The organism is Streptosporangium sp. G12 (genome assembly GCF_052983175.1).
In genome coordinates this window covers 35,813-56,684 of record NZ_JBRIQO010000008.1, presented here as the reverse complement: position 1 = coordinate 56,684, position 20,872 = coordinate 35,813, and the positions used below count along the sequence as shown (strand labels likewise).

Genomic DNA, 20,872 nt, shown 5'->3' with positions numbered 1-20,872 from the left:
GAGCAGGTGTTCGAACACGAAGGTGAGACAAGGATGAGACGAGCAGTCGCGTTGCGACTCCAGGCGGCACTTGCCGCGGTGGTCACCGCGGCCGCGGCCGGTGTGGCCGTGCCGGCGATCCAGGCGTCGGCGGCGGTCGGCAGCGCCACCGGTTACGCGACCGGCAACGGCGGGACCACCGGCGGTGCGGGCGGGCAGACGGTGCGGGCCACCACGGGGACCGCGATCCACGCGGCCCTGTGCGGCCGGGCCAGCGCCGGCACCCCGATCACCATCGAGGTCGAGGGGACCATCAACCACGGCAACACCGCCAAGGTGTCGGGCGAAAGCTGCAACACCGCCGCCGGTGTGATCGAACTCAAGCAGATCAGCAACGTCACGATCATCGGGGTCGGCAACGGCGCCGTCTTCGACCAGCTGGGCATCCACATCCGCGACTCCAGCAACATCATCATCCAGAACGTGACCGTCCGGAACGTCAAGAAGTCGGGCTCGCCCACCTCCAACGGTGGCGACGCCATCGGCATGGAGAGCACCGTTCGCAACGTCTGGGTCGACCACGTCACCCTGGAGGCCTCGGGCGGGGAGTCGGAGGGGTTCGACGGCCTCTTCGACATGAAGGACAACGTCCAGTACGTGACCCTGTCCTACAGCACCCTGCGCAACTCCGGTCGCGGCGGGCTCATCGGGTCCAGTGAGAGCGACCGCTCGAACGGCTTCATCACCTTCCACCACAACCTGTACGAGAACATCGACTCCCGTACGCCCCTGCTGCGTGGCGGCATAGCCCACATCTACAACAACTCCTACGTGAACCTCCACGAGTCGGGCATCAACTCCCGGGCCGGGGCCCGCGCCAAGGTGGAGAACAACTACTTCAAGGACTCCAAGGACGTCCTGGGCACCTTCTACACCAGCGAGGCCGGCTACTGGCAGGTCGCCGGCAACATCTTCGACAACGTGACCTGGTCCGCCCCCGGCAGCGACAACGCCCCCGCCGGACCCAACCCGCAGTCCAACACCACCGTCAGCGTCCCGTACTCCTACAGCCTCGACGGGGCGAGCTGCGTGCCGGACATCGTCCGCCAGACGGCGGGCGCGAACAAGGGGATGCGGGTGTCGAATGGCAGCTGCTCGCCGCAGACACCGACGCCGACCCCGACGGTGACCCCGACGGTGACGCCGACCCCCACGCCCACCCCCACGCCGACGATCACCCCTTCGCCCGGCGGGCCCAACCTCAGCATCGGGGCCGGCTCCGACGGCTCCAGCAAGGCCGACGGGACGAGCTACGGCAACGTGCGGGACGGCAACCTGAGCACCCACTGGTCACCGGCCGGCTCGACCGGTGACATCTCGATCAAGTGGAGCTCCGCCAGGACGGTCTCCAGGGTCGTCATCCGTGAGGCGTCAGGCTCCGTGGGCGTCATCGGCTCCTGGCAGCTCGTCAACGCCGGCAACGGCGCCGTGCTGAAATCCGGCAGCGGGGCGGGCACCATCACCTTCACCCCGACCTCGCTGAGCAAGATCACCTTCAGGATCGCCGGCTCGACCGGCACGCCGAAGGTCGCCGAGTTCGAGACCTACGCCGGGTAGCGGACCGAGTTCCACCACCGATCACCGGTGACGGGGGCGGGGGCCATCGACGAAGGCTCCCGCCCCTTCGGCCGTGGAAGGTCAGGGGCCCGAAGGGGTCGCGTCCAGCGGCGACGGGCTGCTTCGGCCGGTGCGGCGTCCGGACCTCCAGGGGAGATGCGTTGTCACTTCCCGGCCATGCCGGGTTTCCCGCTGATGGACTCCTGATGGATGTCGGCGTAGGTGCGCGAGTCCTTGATCAGGTCGTCGCAGAAGGCGGCGACGTCGTTGCCGATGAGTTCCAGGACTCCCTTGCCGGCCGCGACGCCCTCCTCGAAGAAGTCGATGATCCCTGAGAGCAGGGACCCGTCGGGCGAGTCGACCGGTCCAACCTTGAAGACGTACCTCTGGATCTCCTTGTAGACGATCTGGTAGTCCGGCGGGAGCGCCTTGATCCGCGCCATGTGCGCCCGCCACTGCCTCTTGCCCTCGATGATGTCCTGGATGCCCACGTCAGCCTCCCAGCCGGTCCAGTTTCCTCGCGACGTTCCTGTTCAACTGCTCGCGCCACCGGTCGCGATGGCTCCGACCGCCTTCTCCACCGGCCAGCGCCGCGCAGAAGCCCCCGATGTCGTCACCCAGCACCTCGCGGATGCTCTGCCCGTCGGCGGCTGTCTCTTCGAGCAGTCCCAGAACACCGTCGAGAATCGGCATCAGGTTTCGACCGGTGAAGTCCGAGTAGGGAGAAAGATGACCCTTGATCTCTCCCCACGCCGCCCGGTGGTCGGCGGGCAACGCCTCGGCCCGAGCTTCGAGCGCCTTCCATTCCCTGGTGAGATCGCTGCCGGTGATGGTCTCCCAGAAGTTCATCTCCCGCCCTCCTTGAGCTTGTCGATCCGTGAGGTGACGTACTCCCATTTCGCCCAGAACGTCGCGAGTTCTTCGCGTCCCGCGTCGTTGAGCGCATAGAACTTGCGTGGCGGGCCCAGCCCGGACGGTCGTTTCGTCACCTGGACGAGCCTGTTCTTCTCCAGCCGCAGCAGGATGGTGTAAACCGTCCCCTCGACGACGTCGGCGAAGCCGAGCTCGTTCAGCCGGCGCGTGATGGCGTACCCGTAGGTCTCCTCGTTGCCGATGATTTCAAGCACGCAGCCCTCGAGCGTGCCCTTCAGCATCTCCGTCAGGTCGTCCATCGCGGGTCCTCTTCGGTCTCCTGGTACTCGGTGGTACCGAGTACTACTACAAAGTATCACAGAGTAGTGGACCATGTCGGCAGGTGGCGAGCACAGCCTGCGGGAGCGATTCGGACCATTGGCGCCACGCCCGGCGTGCGGCAGGTGGGGGGGCGGGAGGTTGCGTGCCGGCGGGGGCGCTGTCGTGCAGACCGAACGCGGTACATCCGTTCCCGCCCGCCCCGGGGACCGTCGGCCCGCACGGTGGCGTCGCAGGCCTTCACCAACAGGCACCAGGATGGGATCCCGTCCGATCGAGGTGATCGGACGGGATCCCGTCAGCCCTTTTCGGATCGTCTCGGAAAAACGCCCCCTCCTACCGGACGGATGGTTCGAAGTCCGCCGCGTGGTCCGCCGCCCACCGCGCGAAGGTCCGGCCGGGGCGGCCGGTGAGACGCCGCACGACGGCGGCCCGCTCCTCGTCGACGGGTGCGGGGTCGCGCGCGGACTCCGCCCACATTCGAACAACCAGTCGACGACCTCCGCCGGATAGCCGTCCTGGATCCACCCGTCGCGGGCCTCCACCGGATCCTGCTCCTCGAACCGGATCTCCTGACCGATCGCCGCCCCGATCGCCCTCACCTGCTCGGCCACGGTGAGTGCCTCGGGTCCGGCGAAGGTGTACGTCATGCCCGCGTGGCCGTCCCCGGTCAGGACCGCGGCGGCCGATGTTCCCGGTCGCCCCTGTCACTGGAATCGTCACGTTGCTCCTTTGGTTGCCTGACCGGATGGCGCGACAGGCCGCCGTCGCGTCTTGGCCTTTCGCGGCGGCGGTCGTTTCCGGGATGCTAGGTCGGTTTCGGAACGGTCGCATATGGATCGTTCCAAGGACGTTCGCCGCGCTTTTCGATGGTGACGAGCAGCGGTGGATGTGCCGGCTCGTTCCCTGGCCGAGCCAGGCGGTGGCTCCCTCGCGCACCATGTCGCGGCGCTCGCGCCCGGCGCGGCAGGGCTCAGCCAGGGGTCCCCTGCCTCATCCCCGGGATGGCGGAGTGTTCCCGCCTGTGAAGGTGCCGGGCTGCGTGCGGGAGTTCGAGGCGCGACCGGCCGGCGCGGTCATCTCGCGGACCGGTGTGCCCGTCTCACTTCGCGGTCGATCGCCCAGGCGTCCGCCACCGGGCCCACGTGCCCGAGCTTGTCGGGGTTGATCACCGAGCGGATCGTCTGGATCCGCCCGTCGAATACGTCGAGCGCCAGGGTGTGGAGCACCTTGCCGTCCCGGTCGCGGAAGATCGCGCCCGGCTCGCCGTTGACCTCGTGCGGCTCGAACGTCACGTCGACCCGGGCCAGCCGGGGGACGACGGAGGCGAGCAGCCGGGCCACGTTCCCGGCGCCGACGACGGTCCTGGCCAGCTGCGGGGCCTTGCCACCGCCGTCGCCGACCATCGACACGTCGGCGGCGAGCAGTTCCCGCAGCCCGGCGACGTCGCCTTCGCGGAGGGCGTCGAAGAAGCGCGACGCCAGCTCCTCCCGCTCCTTGCGGACCGCTTCGAAGCGTGGCCGCCCGGCCTCCATATGGTGTCGCGCCCGCACCAGCAGTTGCCGGCACGCCGCCTCCGACCGTCCCACCGCCGTGGCGACCTCGTCGAATCCGAAGCCGAACACCTCCCGCAGCACGAAGACCGCCCGCTCCAGCGGGCTGAGCCGCTCCAGCAGAAGCAACGCAGCCATCGACACCGAGTCGGCCAGCTCCGCCGACCGCGCCGGATCCTCATAGGGGTCGGCGAGCAGCGGCTCGGGCAACCACGGCCCCACATACTCCTCCCGCCGCACCCGCGCCGAGCGCAGCACGTCGATCGAGACCCGCGTCACCACGGCCGCGAGGAAGGCCTTGGCCGACCTGGGTCGTGCCGGGGAGCCGTCAAAGCGCAGCCACGTCTCCTGCACCGCGTCCTCGGCCTCACCGACACTGCCCAGAATCCGATAGGCGATCGAGAACAGCAGCGGCCGCAGCTCCTCGAACTCCTCGACCTTGCTCACGTCCGGTCCCCGTCCCTCGAACCTCTCTCGCCCGGCCGCACTCGCCGGCGCGGGCATCTTCTGGTGATCATCCAGGCCACCGGCGGGCCGGAGCAGCGCCCTGAGCCCGGGGGCTCGGGGGCCGCAGCCGGCCCCCGAGCCGGTCGCCGGTGCCGTTCAGTGGAACTGCCCGGGCTCGTAGTCACCGGCCGGCTGCCGGGTGATGATGTTCAGCCGGTTCGCCGTGTTCATGAAGGAGACCAGGATCACCAGGGCGGCGAGCTGCTCCTTGTCGTAGTGCTTGGCGGCGTACGCCCACACCTCGTCGCTGACCCCGCCGGCCGCATCCGCGACCCGGGTTCCCTCCTCCGCCAGTTCCAGCGCGGCACGCTCGGCCTCGGTGAAGACCGTGGCCTCGCGCCACGCCGCGACCAGGTTCAGCCGCACCGGGGACTCGCCGGCGGCGACGGCCTCTTTGGTGTGCATGTCGAGGCAGACGGCGCAACCGTTGATCTGACTCACGCGAAGCGCCACCAGCTCCTGCGTGGCGGCCGGCAGCGGTGATTCCTTGAGCGCCTTGCCCGCCGCCATGAAGTGCTTGAGGATCTTGCCGGCGGTCGGGTCGGTGAAGTAGTTCAGTCGCGCGTCCATGGGGTGCCCTTCCGTTGTCGTTGACGGCTACACCCTTTGAGACGAGGCGGCCCGGCTCCCTGTGACACGGGCGAACGTGACCTGCGTCTCCCGGCCGTCGGGCGTCGTCATCGGCGCGGCTCCCAGCGGAAGATCCGGAAAGCCAGCACGACGGCGACGACGACCCAGCCCAGCGTGGGTGCCAGGAGGATCAGGGAGTCCGTGACGGGAACGCCGCCGTTCCAGGCGTTGACGGCCAGTTCGGTGGCCGAGCCGCCGGGAAGCAGCCGTTTGAGCAGGGTGAGTTCCTCGGTGCCGGTGAGTCCCACCCAGCCGGCCACGGCGATGGCGCCGAGGCTGACGGGCAGCGTGGTCACCTGAGCGTGCTCGGGGGAGTTCGTCACTCCTGCCGTGGCCAGTCCCAGGCCGAGCATCATGATCATCGTTGAGAGGGCGGCCGCGGCCAGGAGGAGGACGTTGTCCGGCCCGCTCGCGACCATGGCCAGGACGGTCATGATCGCGAGCACCTGGACCAGCGAGATGACGGTGATCGGCAGGAGCAGTCCGGAGACGATGCCGGTGTCGTCGGCCGCGGTGGAGCGCAGCCGCTTGAGGAAGAGGTTCTGCCGGCGTGAGGCCAGGGTGGTCACCGTGGTGGTGTAGAGCCCGAACGCCCCCACGGTGAACATCATTGTCGCCGCGATGTATCCGAGGCTGCCCAGGGCCGTGAAGGCTTCGTGCTGGTAGATGAAGAGCGCGCTGACGGCCACGGGCATGACGAGACTGGTGACCAGAACCAGCCGGTTCCGGAAGATCTGGACCAGCTCGCTGAGAGCGATCGAGAGCATGGCGAAGCTCCTTTCCTGGAAGGTTCGAGTGGCTAGTCGCTGCCGATGGCGCGGAAGACGTCGTCGAGCCGGGTCGGCCCGGCCTGGAGTCCCCGCAGCTCCACCGAGTGGTCCTGCGCCCAGCGGAGCAGGGTGTGCAGGTCCTTCTGCAGGCCTAAGGTCTCTATGAGGAACGTTCCGTTGCCGTCGCGGGTGGCCTGCAGCGGCGGTGCGGGGGCGGGGACGGGCAGGGAGAAGCGGATGGTGGCGGGCATGGTCTGCGTCAGTTCGGAGACGGTCCCCTCCCGGTGGAGGGTGCCTTTGTGCATGAGGCCGATGCGGTCGGCGTGCTGCTGTGCCTCTTCCAGGTAGTGCGTGGTGAGAACGATGGTGGAGCCGTCTTCGCGCAGCCTGTCCACGGTGTCCCACAGATCGTCCCGGGACTGGATGTCCAACCCGGTGGTGGGCTCGTCCAGGAAGATCAGCTCAGGCGTCCCGTACACGGCGGTGGCGAAGTCCAGACGTCGCTTCTCGCCGCCGGAGAGCTGGGACACCTTGGTGCCGGCCTTGCGGGTGAGATTCACGATGCCGAGCACGCGTTCGACCGTGTCCGCGCGCCGGGTGAGGTCTCCGATCAGCCGAACCGACTCCCTCACCGTCAGGTCCGGCGAGAATCCGCTCTCCTGCAGCATGATGCCCATCCTTGGCCGCACCGCCCGCCGGTCGCGGGGGCTCTCCCCGAAGACCCGCACGGTGCCCGAGGTGGCCCTACGGTGACCTTCGACGGTCTCCAGGGTCGAGGTCTTCCCCGCCCCGTTCGTGCCGAGCAGCGCGTAGAGCTCCCCGCGCCGTACCTGGAAGGACAGGTCCTTCACGGCGTGGAAGTCGTCGTAGGTGATATTCAGACGTTCAACGTCGATGACCGGTGTCGAGGACATGTCATCGATCTCAGCAGCCGCCGCGCTCACCGGGCAGTGCGACCACGTCATGACCTCGCCATGACATTCCTGGGGCTGACACATGACGCGGCGTCACTGGTGCCGTCACGGGGTCGGAAGAATACTGGGCGGACTCAGCTGTTCGATCACGGAGGGCCACCCATGGACACCAGGCCCTCGCGCATACCGCTGACGGGGAGAACGACCGTCCTTCTCCCGGTCTGCGTGGCGTTCTTCCCGCACCGCCTCGGTGCCGGTCCCTTTTCCGACGGCACGGAGTCGTGGCCGGAGGACGACCGGTGGCCGATGCGGACGGCCGGGACACTCACCGTGGCGAGCGCTCTGACGGTTCCGGCGCCCGGCCTGACGACTCGGCGACCGGGTGAGGGCCGGTGAGGCCGGTACGGGCGGCACACACGGGGTCCGAGCACGCCGAGGCGTCGCGGGATCGGCTGCGCAGGCTCAATCTCGTCATGTTCCTCCCGCTGCTCGCCGCCGTAGGGGTGCTGCTGGTGGCGAGGGATGCCGAGACCTGGTGGCAAGCCGTCGTCCTGGGCCTGGGCGTGGTCGCGGCCCTGGTGGCCTTCGTGTGGTGGGCGGCGCGCGACATCTCCCGCGTCGCGCTTCCCTGCCTGATCATCACCGCGGCCGTGTGGCTCCTCGGAGTGCTGGTGATGGACAGCCGCACGTCGTTCTACGGTCTTTCGGTCGTGGGCTCCCTCACCATTCCTCAGCTACCGCGCCACCGAGGCGCGGCGGCCCTGGGGCTGACCGCCTACCTCGCCGCCGTAGGCGCGACGAGGCTGTTGATCACACAGGAGGACGTCTCCGGCGTTCTGATCGGATACGTCATCATTCCCGCGGGCGTCACAGCGGTGCTTACCGGCTTCATGTTCCCCAACCAGAGGTTCTACGGCCTCGTCGCGGAGCTGGAGGAGGCACGAGAACGCGAGGCGGAGCTGGCCGTCATCCGGGAGCGCATGCGTTTCGCCAGTGATCTGCACGACATCCAGGGCCACACGCTCCATGTGGTGAAGCTGAAGATCGCGCTGGCCCAGAGGCTGGTGCACAGCGACCCCGAACGGGTGGAGCAGGAACTGCGCGAGGTGCATGCCCTGGTCAGCGACACCATCACCCAGACCAAGCAGCTCGCCTACGCACAGCGACGGCTCAACCTGTCCGCGGAGCTGGAGAACGCGAAGAACCTCTTCGAGGCCGCGGGCATCCACGTGCGCGTCGACCGTGAGGCCGAGGTCGACGCGCACGTGGGCGAGCTGCTCGGCCAGGTCCTGCGGGAGACGACCACCAACATCCTGCGGCACGCGCAGGCCGAGCAGGTGCGCATCACCTTGTCGGAGTCGGGCATCACCATCGTCAACGATGGCGCGCCTGAGGCTCCGCTCCCCGAGCTACGGGGGCTCGCCACGCTCAGGGAACGAGTGGTGGGCAACGGAGGCGAGCTGACGGTGGAGCAGAAGGACGGGTGGTTCCTGACGGCTGCGACGTTCCCGCACGGCCGTTCGGGCGCCGCTCTCTGAAACGGGGAAAGGACGACCGATGACCACCGTGGTGCTCGCCGACGACGAGGCACTCCTTCGCAAGGCGCTGGCGGCGTTGCTCCCGCTCGAGGGCGAGATCACCGTGCTCGCCGAAGCGGAAGAGGGCGGGGCGGCCGTCCAGGCCACGTTGCGACACCGGCCCGATGTACTCGTCATCGATCTGGAGATGCCCGGTGTGGACGGGCTCGAGGCCGTCGCGGAGATCCGCCGTGCGCTGCCGGAGCAGGTGATCCTCATGCTGACCCGCCATGCCAGGCCCGGCGTGCTGCGCAAGGCGCTGAAGCTCGGCGTCCAGGGCTTCGTCAGCAAGTCCGCGGAACCGGCGCACATCGTCTCCGTCATCAAAACCCTGCACGAGGGCAAGCGATGGATCGACCCGGACGTCTCCGCCCGCGCCGTCGTCGACGACTGCCCGCTCACCGACCGTGAGATCGACGTGCTGCGAGTGACCGGCGAAGGCTACTCGGTCGCCGACATCGCCACCCGGCTCCACCTGGCGGAAGGCACGGTGCGCAACTACCTCTCGAACGCGATGCAGAAGACCCAGACCCGGACCCGGCACGAGGCGGCGCGGTACGCGCGTGAACACGACTGGCTGTGAGCGAGGCCGGACAGGTCACCGAACCGGCGGCCGGGGCCCTCGGATCGGCACCCCGCTCACACCTTACCGAGCAGACCCCCGACGACGGCGGCGGCCTGTGGCCCACGTCCTTCGCCGTGGCCGAGCCGGGCGACAAAGCCGAAAACCGGGCGACAAAGCCGAAAAGACGATCATCGCCCCCATCGGGAAGGCCGTGAGCCGGCACCGCGCCTGCTACCCGGTGCGCCGTCCGCGTCCGGCGGCGCCGTCGGAGAGGACCCAGCCGGCCAGGAGGTCCATGGCCTGCCGCGATGCCGTCCCGGCCTCGGTCGTGTAGACGAAGAGGGTCTGATCGGGATCGCCGGGCATCGTGAACGTCTCGTAGTCGATCGTCAGTTCTCCGGCGACCGGGTGCCGGAGGTGTTTGGAGCCGAACGTGCGCCGATACACGCCGTGTTCCTCCCACCATCGCCGGAATTCGGGGCTGCGCGCCACGAGTTCGGTCACGAGATCCTTCGCGGCCTGGTCTCCGGGGTCGTTGCCGATGTCGAGCCGGAGGCTCTCGACGGCCGCGCGCGCCTGCACGTCCCAGTCCAGGAAGAGGTTTCGCGCCTCGTCGGTGAGGAACATCCACCGCGCGTAGTTCCGTTCCCGCGGCCGGAGCGCGTCGAAGTCCGTCAGCAGGGCCCTGGCCATGCGGTTGGTGGCCAGCACATCGGTCCGGCGGCCGAGGATCAGTGCCGGACTGCCGTCCAGGGCGTCGAGGAACCGGTGGAGCCCCGGGCGGACCCTCTGGACGGTGGGGACGCGGCGGCGCGTCCCGGAGACGGGTCCGACCAGGTGCCCGAGGTGATCGCGGCCGGCCGCGTCCAGGCCGAGCGCACGGGCGATCGCGTCGAGGACCCCGGCGGACGGGGTGATCGGCCGGCCCTGCTCCAGCCGGGTGTAGTAGTCGGTGGAGACCCCGGCCAGCAGCGCGACCTCCTCGCGGCGGAGTCCGGGCACCCGCCGGACCCGGCCGTCGGCCGGCAACCCCGCGCGCGACGGGTCGACTCTGCCCCGAGCGCGCCGGAGGAAGTCCGCGAGCTCCCTGTTGCCCACCGTCATGCCCACATTCTCGCAGGAACTGCACGGATCAACCTGGTCCGCCGCGTCCTAGGTTGCCCGGTCCCAGGACGAGAAGGGCAGGTTGTGGCCCTCCTCGGGGTGATCTCGCCACGAAGACTGGAGTCCATGCCGCCGCCGAGCGGGGCCCGGCGGCGGAACACCGACCCATCATCGAGGAGACGATCGACATGACCTACCCCACCGGCACTCCGGCGACCTGGTTCGTCACGGGTACCTCCCGTGGCCTCGGCCTCGAGCTCGTGCGGCAACTGCTCGAGCGTGGCGACAACGTCACCGCGACCACCCGCTCGACCGAGCGCCTCGCCGAGGCCCTCGGCGACGTGGACACCGAGCGGTTGCTGGCTCTCAACGTCGACCTCGGGGACGAGACCGCGGTCGCCGAGGCCGTTCGCCGCACCACCGAGCGCTTCGGAGGTCTCGACGTCGTCGTCAACAACGCCGGCTACGGCTTTCTGGCCTCGGTCGAGGAGACCACCGACGCCGAGGCCCGGCAGATGTTCGACGTCCAGATCTTCGGGCTGTGGAACGTGCTGCGAGCGGTGCTGCCCATCTTCAGGACACGGAGGAGCGGCCACATCCTGAACATCTCGTCCGTGCTCGGCCTGGTCGCCCTTCCGGGCTGGGGCCTCTACTGCGCGGGCAAGTTCGCGCTGGAGGGCCTGAGCGAGGCGCTCGCCGGCGAGGTCGCGGAGTTCGGCGTCAAGGTCACCGTCGTGGAGCCCGGCTACTTCCGGACCAGCTTCCTGACGAGCGACTCGCTGGCGCTGCCGGCCTCGACGACGGAGGGCTACGAGTCCATCCGCGAGATGACCAGGAGCCACCTGGACCTGCAGGGAAGCCAGCTCGGCGACCCCGTGAAGGGCGCCGCCGCGATCATCTCCCTCGCCGTCTCCGGCGACGGGCCGCTTCGCCGGCTCCTGGGATCCGACGCCTACTCCTACGCCGGCGGCAAGGTCGAAGCCCTCAAGGCCGACATCGAAGCCGGCCGCGAGCTGGCCCACACCACGGACTTCCCCCAGCCGTAGCCCGGGGCCGGCCGTCGGCGCCGAGAGTGATCACGACTCGGCCTGCCCCCGCGCCCGGATCGGCACCGACCGGCCACGCGGCGAGCCGGCGGCGGGCCCACCGGCGTACGCGAGGGGCCGTCGCCACTGCTGCCGGCCGGCGGCGGCCGCACGGAGGTCCATCCTTGGCGCTTCGGCGGCAGACCCGCCCAGCGCTCGCCCGGCCGGTGACGGCACGCCGCCGCGACGGCATGGCGGCGCCGCGGCTCACCCGATCCGCGGCGAAGCGGGGCTCGGGGCCGCCGGGGCCCCTGGGGTCGCGCACGGCGACCAGGAGGGACCGGGCGCTCAGATCCGTTCGGTGTGGCCCAGGCGGTGGCTGATGTCCAGGGCTCCGGCGATCATGACCGGTGCCAGCTCGTGCAGCCGCTTCTCGCTGAAGCGGTAGGCCGGGCCGGACGCGCTGACCGCAGCGACGATCTCGCCGTCATGGGAGCGGATGGGGGCCGCGACGGCGTTCAGGCCGATCTCGTACTCCTCGACGGTGACGGCGTAGCCCCGCTCGCGCACCTGGAGAAGCTGCGCCTCCAGCGCGTCGGCCGAGGTGATCGTGTGCGGGGTGTACGGCTCCAGGCCGCCCGCCGCGACCAGCCGGGCCCGGTGCAGGTCGTCGAGGTGGGCCAGCAGGACCTTGCCGCTGGAGGTGGCGTGCAGCGGGGTGAGCTCCCCGACCCAGTTGTGCGTGGTGACCGCCGCAGGGCCGCGTACCTGGTCAAGGTTGACCGCGTAGTGGGAGCGCAGCACGGCGATGTTGACGGTCTCGCCGATCTCCTCGGCGAGACGGCGGCAGACGGGGCGGCTCTGCTGGGTGAGGTCGAGCCGGGAGGCCACCCCGCCCGCGAGGCGGATGATCCCGAAACTGAGGCGGTACTTGCCCCGCTCCTCGGCCTGCTCGACCAGGCCGCGTGACTCCAGCGCGCCCAGCAGCCGGAACGCCGTCGACTTGTGCACCGATATCTCCTGGGCTATCTCGCTCACCCCGGCCTCGCGGCGCTCGGCGAGGATCTCCAGGATGGTGATGGCCCGGTCGACGGACTGGACTCCGCCACTGCTGTCGGCGGTACGGCCGCCGAGGGGATCGTTGCCCATAGCGGGACTGTAGGCGCTGGGGGGCAACAAATGCCACCGGAGGGACAATCGCCGTTGCGAATGGTGCAGCTTATTGCGCTATTCGCTACAATTTTGGCCATTACCTCCTGCTGAACGAGGCGAGGCAGACATGTACGACTTCGTCATCGTCGGGGGCGGCTCGGCGGGAAGCGCCCTCGCGAACCGGCTGTCCGCCGATCCCGCCAACCGGGTGCTGGTGCTGGAGGCGGGCCGCCCGGACTATCCGTGGGACGTCTTCATCCACATGCCCGCCGCGCTGCCCTTCCCCATCGGGAGCCGCTTCTACGACTGGAAGTACGAGTCCGAGCCCGAGCCGCACATGAACGGCCGCCGGATCTACCACGCCAGGGGCAAGGTGCTGGGCGGCTCCAGCAGCATCAACGGGATGATCTTCCAGCGCGGCAACCCGATGGACTACGAGCGCTGGGGCGCCGACGAGGGCATGGAGACCTGGGACTTCGCCCACTGCCTGCCGTACTTCAAGCGCATGGAGAACTGCCTGGCCGCCGACCCCGCCGATTCCTGGCGCGGGCGGGGCGGCCCCCTGGTGCTGGAGCGCGGACCGGTGCGCAACCCGCTGTTCGGCGCCTTCTTCGAGGCGGTGCAGCAGGCCGGATACCCGCTGACCGACGACGTCAACGGCTACCGCCAGGAGGGTTTCGCCCGCTTCGACCGCAACATCAGCAGGGGCCGCCGCCTGTCGGCCGCCCGTGCCTACCTGCACCCGGTCATGAACCGCCCCAACCTGGAGGTCAGGACGCGGGCGCACGTCACCGGCATCCTCTTCGAGGGCACGCGCGCCGTCGGCGTCGAGTACGACGGCCGGACGGTCCACGCGGGCGAGGTGATCCTGTGCGGCGGCGCGATCAACACCCCGCAGCTGCTGCAGCTCTCCGGGGTGGGCAACGCCGCCGAGCTGGACGCCCTCGGCGTCGACGTCGTGCACGACCTGCCGGGCGTCGGCGAGAACCTCCAGGACCACCTGGAGGTCTACATCCAGTACGGCTGCAAGCGGCCGGTGTCGATGCAGCCCGCGATGAAGTGGCGCAACCGGCCGCTGATCGGCGCGCGGTGGCTGTTCCTGCGCAGTGGCCCCGGCGCGACCAACCACTTCGAGGCGGGCGGTTTCGCCCGGAGCAACGACGACGTCGACTACCCCAACCTGATGTTCCACTTCCTGCCCATCGCGGTCCGCTACGACGGCTCCGCGCCGGCGGGCGGGCACGGCTACCAGGTTCACATCGGGCCGATGTACTCCGACTCGCGCGGCTCGGTGAAGATCACGAGCACCGATCCCGCGGTCCACCCGGCGCTGCGCTTCAACTACCTGTCCACCGACCAGGACCGGCGCGAGTGGGTGGAGGCCGTCCGGATCGCCCGCGACATCCTGAACCAGCCCGCGATGGACGCGTTCAACGCGGGGGAGCTGTCACCGGGCCCCGGCGTCGAGACCGACGAGGAGATCCTCGACTGGGTGGCCAGGGACGGCGAGACCGCGCTGCACCCCTCGTGCACCGCCAGGATGGGCGTCGACGCCATGTCCGTGGTCGACCCGCTGTCGATGCGGGTCCACGGCCTCGAGGGGCTGCGCGTGGTGGACGCCTCGGTGATGCCGTACGTGACCAACGGCAACATCTACGCGCCGGTCATGATGGTGGCGGAGAAGGCGGCCGACCTCATCCTGGGCAACACCCCGCTCGCCGCCGAGCACACGGACTTCTACCGGCACCGCGACGGCTCTCCCCGCTGACCGTGCCCGCGCCCCTCACCCGCCGGAGGCGGCGGTCACGATCGCCGGGACGAGGGTGAACGCCGAAAGCCACCCCGGGGGGAGAGCAGCCTCGGAACCGGTGGTCACCGTCACCAGCCGCAGCGCCGGGACGACCACGATGTGCTGGCCCGCGTAACCGCCGGCGACGAAGGCGCGATGCCCCGCGATGCGGGCCGTCCACCACAGGTACCCGTAGGGAAGGTTCTCCGGCGGGCCGCCGGGACTGTGCGCGGCGGTCGCCTCGGCGGCGTAGGCGGGGTTCAGCACGTCGGGGTCGGGGTCGAGCCAGAGTTCGCCGAATCGGAGCAGGTCCAGGGCGGAGAGACGGAGGTGGCCGAACCCGTAGGACAGGCCGTCCGGGTCGCGAGGCCACGTCCAGCCGGTGATGCCCAGCGGGTCGAAGAGCCGCTCGGCCGCGTACTCCTGCAGGTCGCGGCCGAGGGCCTCCTGCAGCGCCGCGGCCAGGACGTGGGCGGCGCCGTTGTCGTAGGCGAAGCGCGTGCCCGGCGCGTGCAGCTGCGGCGCCGACAGCAGGACGTCGACCCAGCCGCCGGGCAGTTCCATCACCTCGTCGATGTCGAAGCGGCCGGTGTGCTCCGCCCCGCCCGACATGGTGAGCAGATGCCGTACGGTCACCTCGCGACGAGCCGGTGGCACCCGGGCGCCGAGCAGGTCGCCCAGCGCCGTCCCCGTCTCGAGCGCGCCGTCCTGGACGGCGAGACCCACCAGGGTGGACAGGACGCTCTTGGTGAGGGAGAAGACGTCTCCCGGCTCGTCCGGCCGCCGCTCCCGGTAGGTGTGCCCGGCGAGGACGTCTCCGCGGTACGCCACGACGAGGTGCTCGGTGGCGGAGTAACGCGGATCGGTGCGGATGGCCGTGTCCGCGGCCGCGATGGCGTCATGGAGGCGCATGACAGCAGACCCTGCCACACGGAGCGTTTCGTTTCCCAGCGGGTGCACCGCGCCCAGACCTGGGACGGTTCGGCGGGTGGTTCGTCATGGCGCGGAGCCCACCCGGGGGAGCGCGGTTTCCCCCGCATGACTCCTGCCGGGACCGCTCAGAACAATCGACTGGACGTGCCCCTCACCGCTCCTTCACCCTGCGGCTATGGACGACCATGCTTTTGAGCCCGCGGCCGCCACTCCCTCGGTTCTGTCGAGCGAGCTGCTGGGTTTCCCTCCCGATGCCCGGGTGCTCATCGTGAACAACGACGACTTCGGGATGTACCACGCGATCAACGCCGCGGTCGTCGAATCGATCGAGGAGGGGATCGCCAGTTCGTGCAGTCTGATGGTGCCGTGTCCGTGGGCGTCGCACGCCATGCATCTGCTCCGCCATCGACCGGAGATCCCGTTCGGGATCCACCTCACACTGTTCTGCGACACGACCCACTACCGGTGGGGGCCGCTGACCGCGAAGGAGAAGGTGCCCTCGCTGCTCGACGAGGCGGGCGAACTGTTCACGCCCGCCCAGGTTCCCGAGCTTCTCGCCCGGGCTCGTCTGGACGAGGTGGAGCTCGAGTTCCGCGCACAGGTCGAGGCCGTGGTCGGCACCGGGCTGACGCCGACCCATCTGGACTGGCACTGTCTGGCCGATGGCGGACGCGACGACATCTTCGACCTGACCGTGGCGTTGGCCGGGGAGTACGGCCTGGCGGTGCGGGTCTGGCTCGAACCCGGACGCCGGAAGTCACGACGGCGGGGCATGCCGGTCACCGACAACGATTTCCTGGACAGTTTCAGTCTCGACATCGACGGCAAGGCGGCGCGATACGCCGAGCTGCTGCGCGACCTGCCGGTCGGCCTGAGCGAGTGGGCGGTGCATCCCGGCCTGGGCAACGAGGAGGCGCGGGCGATCGACGGCGGTTGGCGCGTACGCCGGACCGACCACGAGTTCCTGACATCGCCGCAGGCCCGCGAACTCCTCCGGCAGGAGGGGATCGTCGTGACCGACTACAGGACCGTCCAGCAGGCCTGGTCGCGGACCGGCGCGCCCCGGTAGATCGGCAGTGCGCCTTGCGGCGACGCGGTGCCACAGGGCCGGTGTGCCGGGCACGCCGGCGTCCGCGCGGACCCGCTTCACAGGCAGGCGGGCAGGCCGAACGCCGGGAACATCGACGGTTGTTCGAAGGCGGCGATATCGGTCAGCCGGCCGTGCTCGATGTGGAGCACGGTGAGGACGAACGGGTGGAACGCCTCGTCTCCGGGCCGGCGCAGGTAGCCGGCCGCGCCGGGCCGGCCGTTGGCGGTGATCGGCAGCAGCCGCCAGTCGCCGAGGGCGTTCATGCCGGCCCGCAGGGCGCGGGCGGTCTGCTCGCGGCCCGTCCACTGCCCGATCGCCGGGGAGATGGACAGCCGGACGTCCTCGTGCAGCACCGCGATCAACGCCTCCGGGTCGGCCTGTTCGTGGGCGGCGATGTAGCGCTGGAGCAACCTGCTCTGGTCCGCGTCGGGTTCGGCGGCCGGGGCCCAGTCCAGCCGGCCGCCGGGCCAGCGCCGGTGCAGCGTGGCGTGGGCGCGTTGCAGGGCGCTGTTGACCGCGGGCACGGTCGTCTCGATGAGGGCGGCGACCTCGCCGGCGGACCAGGTCAGCACGTCGCGCAGGATCAGCACCGCTCGCTGCCGCGGCGGCAGCACCTGGATCGCGGCCAGGAACGCCAGCGACATCGTCTCCCTGCTCACCGCCGTCGCCTCCGGGCCGGGCCGGTCGGCGGCCGGCTCGTCCAGCAGGGCGTCCGGATAGGGCTGCAGCCATGGCATGGCCGCGACGGACGGTTCGGCGCCCGACGGCGCCCCGGTCGCCCGGCGGGCGTCGCGGCGCAGCGTGTCCAGACAGGCGTTGGTCGCGATCCGGTACAGCCAGGTGCGCGCGCTCGACCGGCCCTGGAAGCTCCCGCGCGAGCGCCAGGCCCGCAGGAACACCTCCTGGACATGGTCCTCGGCCTCGTCGAACGAGCCGAGCATCCGGTAGCAGTACACGTGCAACTCACGCCGGTGGCGGCGGGTGAGATCGTCGAAGTCCGGCTCGTCGCCGCTCACTGTGCTCCTCCTGTCAGGGGCCCGGGCCACGCCCATTCTGGCGCGGCCGGATGCGCGGGTGCTCGCGTGTTCGCGTGCCGGGGGGCCGGGGGAGTGGCGGGCCGGCGAGCGACCGATGAGTTTCGCCGGCCCGCACGTCTGTACGGATGAACGGCCTCACGGAGGACGGCTGTACGGATGAACGGCCTCACGGAGGACGGCTGTACGGATGAACGGCCTCACGGAGGACGGCTGTACGGATGAACGGCCTCACGGAGGACGGCTGTACGGATGAACGGCCTCACGGAGGACGGCTGTACGGATGAACGGCCTCACGGAGGACGACGCGACGACGGAAGGGAACAGGACGATGGCACTTGTGGAGGCGAACATCTCGATGTCGCTGGACGGCTTCGTCACCGGCCCGAACCTCGACCGGTACCCCGGACTGGGCGAGGGGGGCGACATCCTCCACGCCTGGATCGAGGAGGACCGGGGCATGGACCTCGCCATCGGGGAGGAACGCCAGATCGCCGGGGCTGTCATCACCAGCCGGAAGGTCTACGACGAGACCGGGGGCTGGGACGCCGAGGACGGGTTCTACCGGTTGCCGGTGTTCGTGGTCACCCACCGCCCGCACGACGTGGTCGTGAAGGGCGAGACCACGTTCACGTTCGTCACCGGGGGCGTCAAGCACGCCGTCGAGCAGGCGATCGCGGCCGCCGGGGACAGGCGGGTGCACATCATGGGCGGCGCCGGCATCATCCGGCAGGCGCTGGCGGCCGGGCTGGTCGACGAGCTGTTCGTGCACGTCGCCCCGGTGATCCTGAACGGCGGGACCCGGTTGTTCGATCACCTCGGCGGTCCGATCCGGCTGGAGCGGGCCGAGGTGATCGAGTCCCGCCACGCCACTCACCTGCGGTACCGGGTCCTGAACTAGCGCGCCGGCCGAGCCCGGACCCGCCGGCGGCGGGCCGGTGACACCGGCCCGCCGCCGGCGCGGGTGACACGGCGGCGAGATCATGACGTACCGCGCCGGGAGGTGCGACGGGGCGCGGCGGCGCCGGGAAGCGCCCGGGAGGCGGGCCTCGTGCGTGACCCGCTTAAAGTTGTGTCATGAGCAACGAGCTGGAGAGAGATGGCGCTGCGGTGCAGTCCGTCGACCGCGCGCTGTCCGTCCTGCGGCTGCTCGCCCGGCACGGCGACCTGGGCGTCAGCGAGATCGCCGCGGAGCTGGGGGTCCACCGCTCCACGGCGTTCCGCCTCGTCATGACGCTGGAGCTGCACGAGCTCGTCGAGCAGACCGCCGACCGGGGAAAGTACCGCCTGGGAGTGGGGATCGTCCGGCTCGCGGGCGCCGCGACCGTGAGGCTCGACGTCGTCCGCGAGAGCCGCGCCACCGGCGAGCGGCTCGCGGCGGCGGTCGGCGAGACCGTCAACGTGGCCATCCTCGATCGCGACGAGGCCCTGTACGTCGACCAGATGGCGGGCCCCTCGGCCCTGCAGGCCTACAACTGGGCGGGACGGCGGGTGGCGTTGCACGCGACGTCCAACGGCAAGGTGCTGCTGGCCCACGCCCCGAGGGAGCGGCTCGAGCAGCTGGCCGCCGGGCCGCTGCGCCCGTTCACCGACCTGACCGTCACCGACGCCGGGTTGCTGCGCGAGGAGCTCGACGCCGTCAGGAGGCGCGGGTACGCCACCGCCGCCGACGAGCTGGAGATCGGCCTGACCGCGGTGGCGGCGCCGATCTTCAACGTCGAGGGCGCGGTCGTCGCCTCGATGAGCGTGTCCGGGCCGACCTTCCGGCTGCCGTCCGAGCGACTCCCCGGGGTGGCCGAACAGGTGATGGCCGCCGCGAGTGAGGTCTCCTCACGATTGGGCTGGCACGGTAATGAAGACCGTAAAGCCTTGACTGCATGAACAAAAAGGGTCGATTCTGTTCCTCGTTAAGCATTCTGATGCGCCATACGCAACGGATCATGCGGTAACCGGAAGGACGGCCGCTCGTGTCAGATCTCTACCTCGGTGGCACCTGGAGGGATTCCGTCGCGGGCGGCCACCGTGAGATCCGTTCACCGGCCGACGGCGGCCTGGTGGCGACCGTGTCGGAGGCCACCCGGGCCGACACCGAGATCGCGATCGCCGAGGCCCGCGCGGCGTTCGACGAGGGCACCTGGGCGTCCACCCCGGAACGCGAGCGCGGCGCGCTGCTGCTGAGAGTGGCCGACCTGCTCGAACGGGACGTCAAGAACGTGGCCAGGGCCGAGTCGCTCGACACCGGCAAGCGGCTCGCCGAGAGCGAGTACGACGTCGCCGACGTGGTGGCCTGCCTGCGCTACTTCGGCGGCATCGCCGGGACCGACGCGGGCCGCGTGATCGACACCGGCCGCGACGACGCGATCAGCCGCGTCGTCCACGAACCGGTCGGGGTCTGCGGCCTCATCACCCCGTGGAACTACCCGCTGCTGCAGGCCTCCTGGAAGGTCGCCCCCGCGCTGGTCGCGGGGAACACCTTCGTCCTCAAGCCCAGCGAGCTCACCCCCTCCACCGCGATCCTGTTCATGCGCCTGCTGGAGGAGGCCGGGCTGCCCCCGGGCGTCGGCAACCTCGTCCTCGGGGCGGGCGCCGAGGCCGGCGCCCCGCTGGCCGAGCACCCCGATGTGGACATGGTGTCGTTCACCGGCGGCCTGGCGACCGGCCGTACGATCATGGCGTCGGCGGCGGCCACGGTGAAGCGGGTCGCGCTGGAGCTCGGCGGCAAGAACCCCAACATCGTCTTCGCCGACGCCGACGTCGAGACCGCCCTCGACTTCGCGCTCACCGCCGTCTTCCTCCACTCCGGGCAGGTCTGCTCGGCCGGCGCCCGCCTGCTGGTCGAGGACTCCCTGCACGACACCTTCGTCGACGAGCTCGTACGCCGCGCCGCCCGCATCCGCCTCGGCGGCCCCTTCGACCCCGAGGCCGAGACCGGCCCGCTCATCTCCGCCGCGCACCTGGCCAGGGTCGAGGCGTACGTCGCGTCCGGCGTCGCGGAGGGCGCGGTGCTGCGGTGCGGCGGGGAGAGACTCCCCGGCGCGGGCCATTTCTACCCGCCGACCGTCCTCGACGAGTGCCACCGGGGCATGCGGGTGGTCCGCGAGGAGTCCTTCGGCCCCGTCCTCACCGTCGAACGCTTCGGCGACGAGGACGAGGCGGTCCGCCTCGGCAACGACACCGACTACGGCCTGGCCGGGGCGGTGTGGACGCAGGACGCGGGGAAGGCCCAGCGGGTCGCCGGGCGGCTCCGGCACGGCACCGTATGGATCAACGACTACCACCCCTACGTCCCGCAGGCGGAGTGGGGCGGCTTCAAGCAGTCGGGCATCGGCCGCGAGCTGGGCCCGGCCGGCCTGGCCGAGTACCGGGAGACCAAGCACGTGTGGCAGAACGTCCGCCCCCGCCCGCAGCGGTGGTTTCGCAGCTGACGGACGCCCCCCGTCCC

At 70.4% G+C, this 20,872-nt stretch carries 20 protein-coding genes; 9 read left to right on the top strand and 11 right to left on the bottom strand.

What is annotated here, in order from left to right; all coding sequences use genetic code 11:
* Window positions 1–33 precede the first annotated feature (33 nt).
* Window positions 34–1,596: a pectate lyase family protein gene (locus ACVCAG_RS14165; RefSeq protein WP_440083540.1), complete on the top strand. Its 1,563-nt coding sequence runs from the start codon at window positions 34–36 to the stop codon at window positions 1,594–1,596.
* 164 nt (window positions 1,597–1,760) lie between these two features.
* Here ACVCAG_RS14165 and ACVCAG_RS14160 read toward each other — a convergent pair whose 3' ends face one another.
* The 7 genes from ACVCAG_RS14160 to ACVCAG_RS14130 all read right to left on the bottom strand — a co-directional run bounded on the left by ACVCAG_RS14160 (window position 1,761) and on the right by ACVCAG_RS14130 (window position 7,161).
* Entirely contained in the window at window positions 1,761–2,087 is a 327-nt protein-coding gene (locus tag ACVCAG_RS14160) for a DUF1048 domain-containing protein (protein ID WP_440083539.1), read from the bottom strand.
* A 1-nt stretch (window position 2,088) separates the two neighbouring features.
* Complete coding sequence (locus ACVCAG_RS14155) at window positions 2,089–2,445, bottom strand: DUF1048 domain-containing protein (protein ID WP_440083538.1); 357 nt, start codon at window positions 2,443–2,445, stop codon at window positions 2,089–2,091.
* Window positions 2,442–2,768, bottom strand: a complete 327-nt coding sequence (locus ACVCAG_RS14150; RefSeq protein ID WP_440074183.1) for a helix-turn-helix transcriptional regulator — start codon at window positions 2,766–2,768, stop codon at window positions 2,442–2,444. Before ACVCAG_RS14150 ends, ACVCAG_RS14155 begins: the two co-directional genes overlap by 4 nt.
* A 1,095-nt stretch (window positions 2,769–3,863) precedes the next feature.
* Window positions 3,864–4,787: an RNA polymerase sigma-70 factor gene (locus ACVCAG_RS14145; RefSeq protein ID WP_440083537.1), complete on the bottom strand. Its 924-nt coding sequence runs from the start codon at window positions 4,785–4,787 to the stop codon at window positions 3,864–3,866.
* 156 nt (window positions 4,788–4,943) lie between these two features.
* Window positions 4,944–5,417 (bottom strand): carboxymuconolactone decarboxylase family protein, encoded by a 474-nt coding sequence (locus ACVCAG_RS14140; RefSeq protein ID WP_440083536.1) that lies wholly within the window; start codon window positions 5,415–5,417, stop codon window positions 4,944–4,946.
* Window positions 5,418–5,524: 107 nt separating this feature from the next.
* Window positions 5,525–6,244, bottom strand: a complete 720-nt coding sequence (locus ACVCAG_RS14135; protein WP_440083535.1) for an ABC transporter permease — start codon at window positions 6,242–6,244, stop codon at window positions 5,525–5,527.
* 32 nt (window positions 6,245–6,276) lie between these two features.
* Window positions 6,277–7,161 (bottom strand): ATP-binding cassette domain-containing protein, encoded by an 885-nt coding sequence (locus ACVCAG_RS14130; protein WP_440083534.1) that lies wholly within the window; start codon window positions 7,159–7,161, stop codon window positions 6,277–6,279.
* A 473-nt stretch (window positions 7,162–7,634) separates the two neighbouring features.
* Here ACVCAG_RS14130 and ACVCAG_RS14125 point away from each other — a divergent pair, with 473 nt between their 5' ends.
* Together ACVCAG_RS14125 and ACVCAG_RS14120 are read left to right on the top strand one after the other, a co-directional pair.
* The gene (locus ACVCAG_RS14125; RefSeq protein ID WP_440083726.1) at window positions 7,635–8,699 is read left to right on the top strand and encodes a histidine kinase; all 1,065 of its coding nucleotides are present in this window, start codon (window positions 7,635–7,637) and stop codon (window positions 8,697–8,699) included.
* A gap of 19 nt (window positions 8,700–8,718) precedes the next feature.
* Complete coding sequence (locus ACVCAG_RS14120) at window positions 8,719–9,321, top strand: response regulator (protein WP_440083533.1); 603 nt, start codon at window positions 8,719–8,721, stop codon at window positions 9,319–9,321.
* 213 nt (window positions 9,322–9,534) lie between these two features.
* Here ACVCAG_RS14120 and ACVCAG_RS14115 read toward each other — a convergent pair whose 3' ends face one another.
* Window positions 9,535–10,407, bottom strand: coding sequence for an MmyB family transcriptional regulator (locus ACVCAG_RS14115; protein ID WP_440083532.1), 873 nt, complete (start codon window positions 10,405–10,407; stop codon window positions 9,535–9,537).
* 188 nt (window positions 10,408–10,595) lie between these two features.
* Between ACVCAG_RS14115 and ACVCAG_RS14110 the strand changes: the two genes are divergently transcribed.
* Window positions 10,596–11,453 (top strand): SDR family NAD(P)-dependent oxidoreductase, encoded by an 858-nt coding sequence (locus ACVCAG_RS14110; protein ID WP_440083531.1) that lies wholly within the window; start codon window positions 10,596–10,598, stop codon window positions 11,451–11,453.
* 327 nt (window positions 11,454–11,780) lie between these two features.
* Here the strand turns inward: ACVCAG_RS14110 and ACVCAG_RS14105 are convergent, their stop codons facing one another.
* Window positions 11,781–12,581 (bottom strand): IclR family transcriptional regulator domain-containing protein, encoded by an 801-nt coding sequence (locus ACVCAG_RS14105; protein WP_440083530.1) that lies wholly within the window; start codon window positions 12,579–12,581, stop codon window positions 11,781–11,783.
* 130 nt (window positions 12,582–12,711) lie between these two features.
* Here ACVCAG_RS14105 and betA point away from each other — a divergent pair, with 130 nt between their 5' ends.
* On the top strand, window positions 12,712–14,352 hold the full coding sequence (gene betA / locus ACVCAG_RS14100; protein WP_440083529.1) for a choline dehydrogenase: 1,641 nt from the start codon (window positions 12,712–12,714) through the stop codon (window positions 14,350–14,352).
* A 15-nt stretch (window positions 14,353–14,367) separates the two neighbouring features.
* Here the strand turns inward: betA and ACVCAG_RS14095 are convergent, their stop codons facing one another.
* Complete coding sequence (locus ACVCAG_RS14095) at window positions 14,368–15,285, bottom strand: serine hydrolase (RefSeq protein ID WP_440083528.1); 918 nt, start codon at window positions 15,283–15,285, stop codon at window positions 14,368–14,370.
* A gap of 196 nt (window positions 15,286–15,481) precedes the next feature.
* Between ACVCAG_RS14095 and ACVCAG_RS14090 the strand changes: the two genes are divergently transcribed.
* Entirely contained in the window at window positions 15,482–16,375 is an 894-nt protein-coding gene (locus tag ACVCAG_RS14090; protein ID WP_440083527.1) for a polysaccharide deacetylase family protein, read from the top strand.
* A gap of 77 nt (window positions 16,376–16,452) precedes the next feature.
* Here ACVCAG_RS14090 and ACVCAG_RS14085 read toward each other — a convergent pair whose 3' ends face one another.
* On the bottom strand, window positions 16,453–17,448 hold the full coding sequence (locus tag ACVCAG_RS14085) for an RNA polymerase subunit sigma-70 (protein ID WP_440083526.1): 996 nt from the start codon (window positions 17,446–17,448) through the stop codon (window positions 16,453–16,455).
* 313 nt (window positions 17,449–17,761) lie between these two features.
* Here ACVCAG_RS14085 and ACVCAG_RS14080 point away from each other — a divergent pair, with 313 nt between their 5' ends.
* From ACVCAG_RS14080 to ACVCAG_RS14070, 3 genes are all read left to right on the top strand, one after another.
* Complete coding sequence (locus ACVCAG_RS14080; protein WP_440083525.1) at window positions 17,762–18,331, top strand: dihydrofolate reductase family protein; 570 nt, start codon at window positions 17,762–17,764, stop codon at window positions 18,329–18,331.
* 176 nt (window positions 18,332–18,507) lie between these two features.
* Window positions 18,508–19,311, top strand: coding sequence for an IclR family transcriptional regulator domain-containing protein (locus ACVCAG_RS14075; protein WP_440083524.1), 804 nt, complete (start codon window positions 18,508–18,510; stop codon window positions 19,309–19,311).
* An 86-nt stretch (window positions 19,312–19,397) separates the two neighbouring features.
* Window positions 19,398–20,855 (top strand): aldehyde dehydrogenase family protein, encoded by a 1,458-nt coding sequence (locus ACVCAG_RS14070; protein ID WP_440083523.1) that lies wholly within the window; start codon window positions 19,398–19,400, stop codon window positions 20,853–20,855.
* Window positions 20,856–20,872 lie beyond the last annotated feature (17 nt).

Bases quoted from the DNA above. Each gene is read 5' to 3' on its own strand.
- ACVCAG_RS14090 (WP_440083527.1), top strand. From the start codon at position 15,482: ATGGACGACCATGCTTTTGAGCCCGCGGCCGCCACTCCCTCGGTTCTG.
- ACVCAG_RS14125 (WP_440083726.1), top strand. From the start codon at position 7,635: ATGTTCCTCCCGCTGCTCGCCGCCGTAGGGGTGCTGCTGGTGGCGAGG.
- ACVCAG_RS14155 (WP_440083538.1), bottom strand. From the start codon at position 2,445: ATGAACTTCTGGGAGACCATCACCGGCAGCGATCTCACCAGGGAATGG.
- ACVCAG_RS14150 (WP_440074183.1), bottom strand. From the start codon at position 2,768: ATGGACGACCTGACGGAGATGCTGAAGGGCACGCTCGAGGGCTGCGTG.
- ACVCAG_RS14120 (WP_440083533.1), top strand. From the start codon at position 8,719: ATGACCACCGTGGTGCTCGCCGACGACGAGGCACTCCTTCGCAAGGCG.
- ACVCAG_RS14095 (WP_440083528.1), bottom strand. From the start codon at position 15,285: ATGCGCCTCCATGACGCCATCGCGGCCGCGGACACGGCCATCCGCACC.
- ACVCAG_RS14105 (WP_440083530.1), bottom strand. From the start codon at position 12,581: ATGGGCAACGATCCCCTCGGCGGCCGTACCGCCGACAGCAGTGGCGGA.
- ACVCAG_RS14115 (WP_440083532.1), bottom strand. From the start codon at position 10,407: ATGACGGTGGGCAACAGGGAGCTCGCGGACTTCCTCCGGCGCGCTCGG.
- ACVCAG_RS14085 (WP_440083526.1), bottom strand. From the start codon at position 17,448: ATGGGCGTGGCCCGGGCCCCTGACAGGAGGAGCACAGTGAGCGGCGAC.
- ACVCAG_RS14075 (WP_440083524.1), top strand. From the start codon at position 18,508: ATGAGCAACGAGCTGGAGAGAGATGGCGCTGCGGTGCAGTCCGTCGAC.
- ACVCAG_RS14130 (WP_440083534.1), bottom strand. From the start codon at position 7,161: ATGTCCTCGACACCGGTCATCGACGTTGAACGTCTGAATATCACCTAC.
- betA (WP_440083529.1), top strand. From the start codon at position 12,712: ATGTACGACTTCGTCATCGTCGGGGGCGGCTCGGCGGGAAGCGCCCTC.
- ACVCAG_RS14080 (WP_440083525.1), top strand. From the start codon at position 17,762: ATGGCACTTGTGGAGGCGAACATCTCGATGTCGCTGGACGGCTTCGTC.
- ACVCAG_RS14140 (WP_440083536.1), bottom strand. From the start codon at position 5,417: ATGGACGCGCGACTGAACTACTTCACCGACCCGACCGCCGGCAAGATC.
- ACVCAG_RS14110 (WP_440083531.1), top strand. From the start codon at position 10,596: ATGACCTACCCCACCGGCACTCCGGCGACCTGGTTCGTCACGGGTACC.
- ACVCAG_RS14135 (WP_440083535.1), bottom strand. From the start codon at position 6,244: ATGCTCTCGATCGCTCTCAGCGAGCTGGTCCAGATCTTCCGGAACCGG.
- ACVCAG_RS14165 (WP_440083540.1), top strand. From the start codon at position 34: ATGAGACGAGCAGTCGCGTTGCGACTCCAGGCGGCACTTGCCGCGGTG.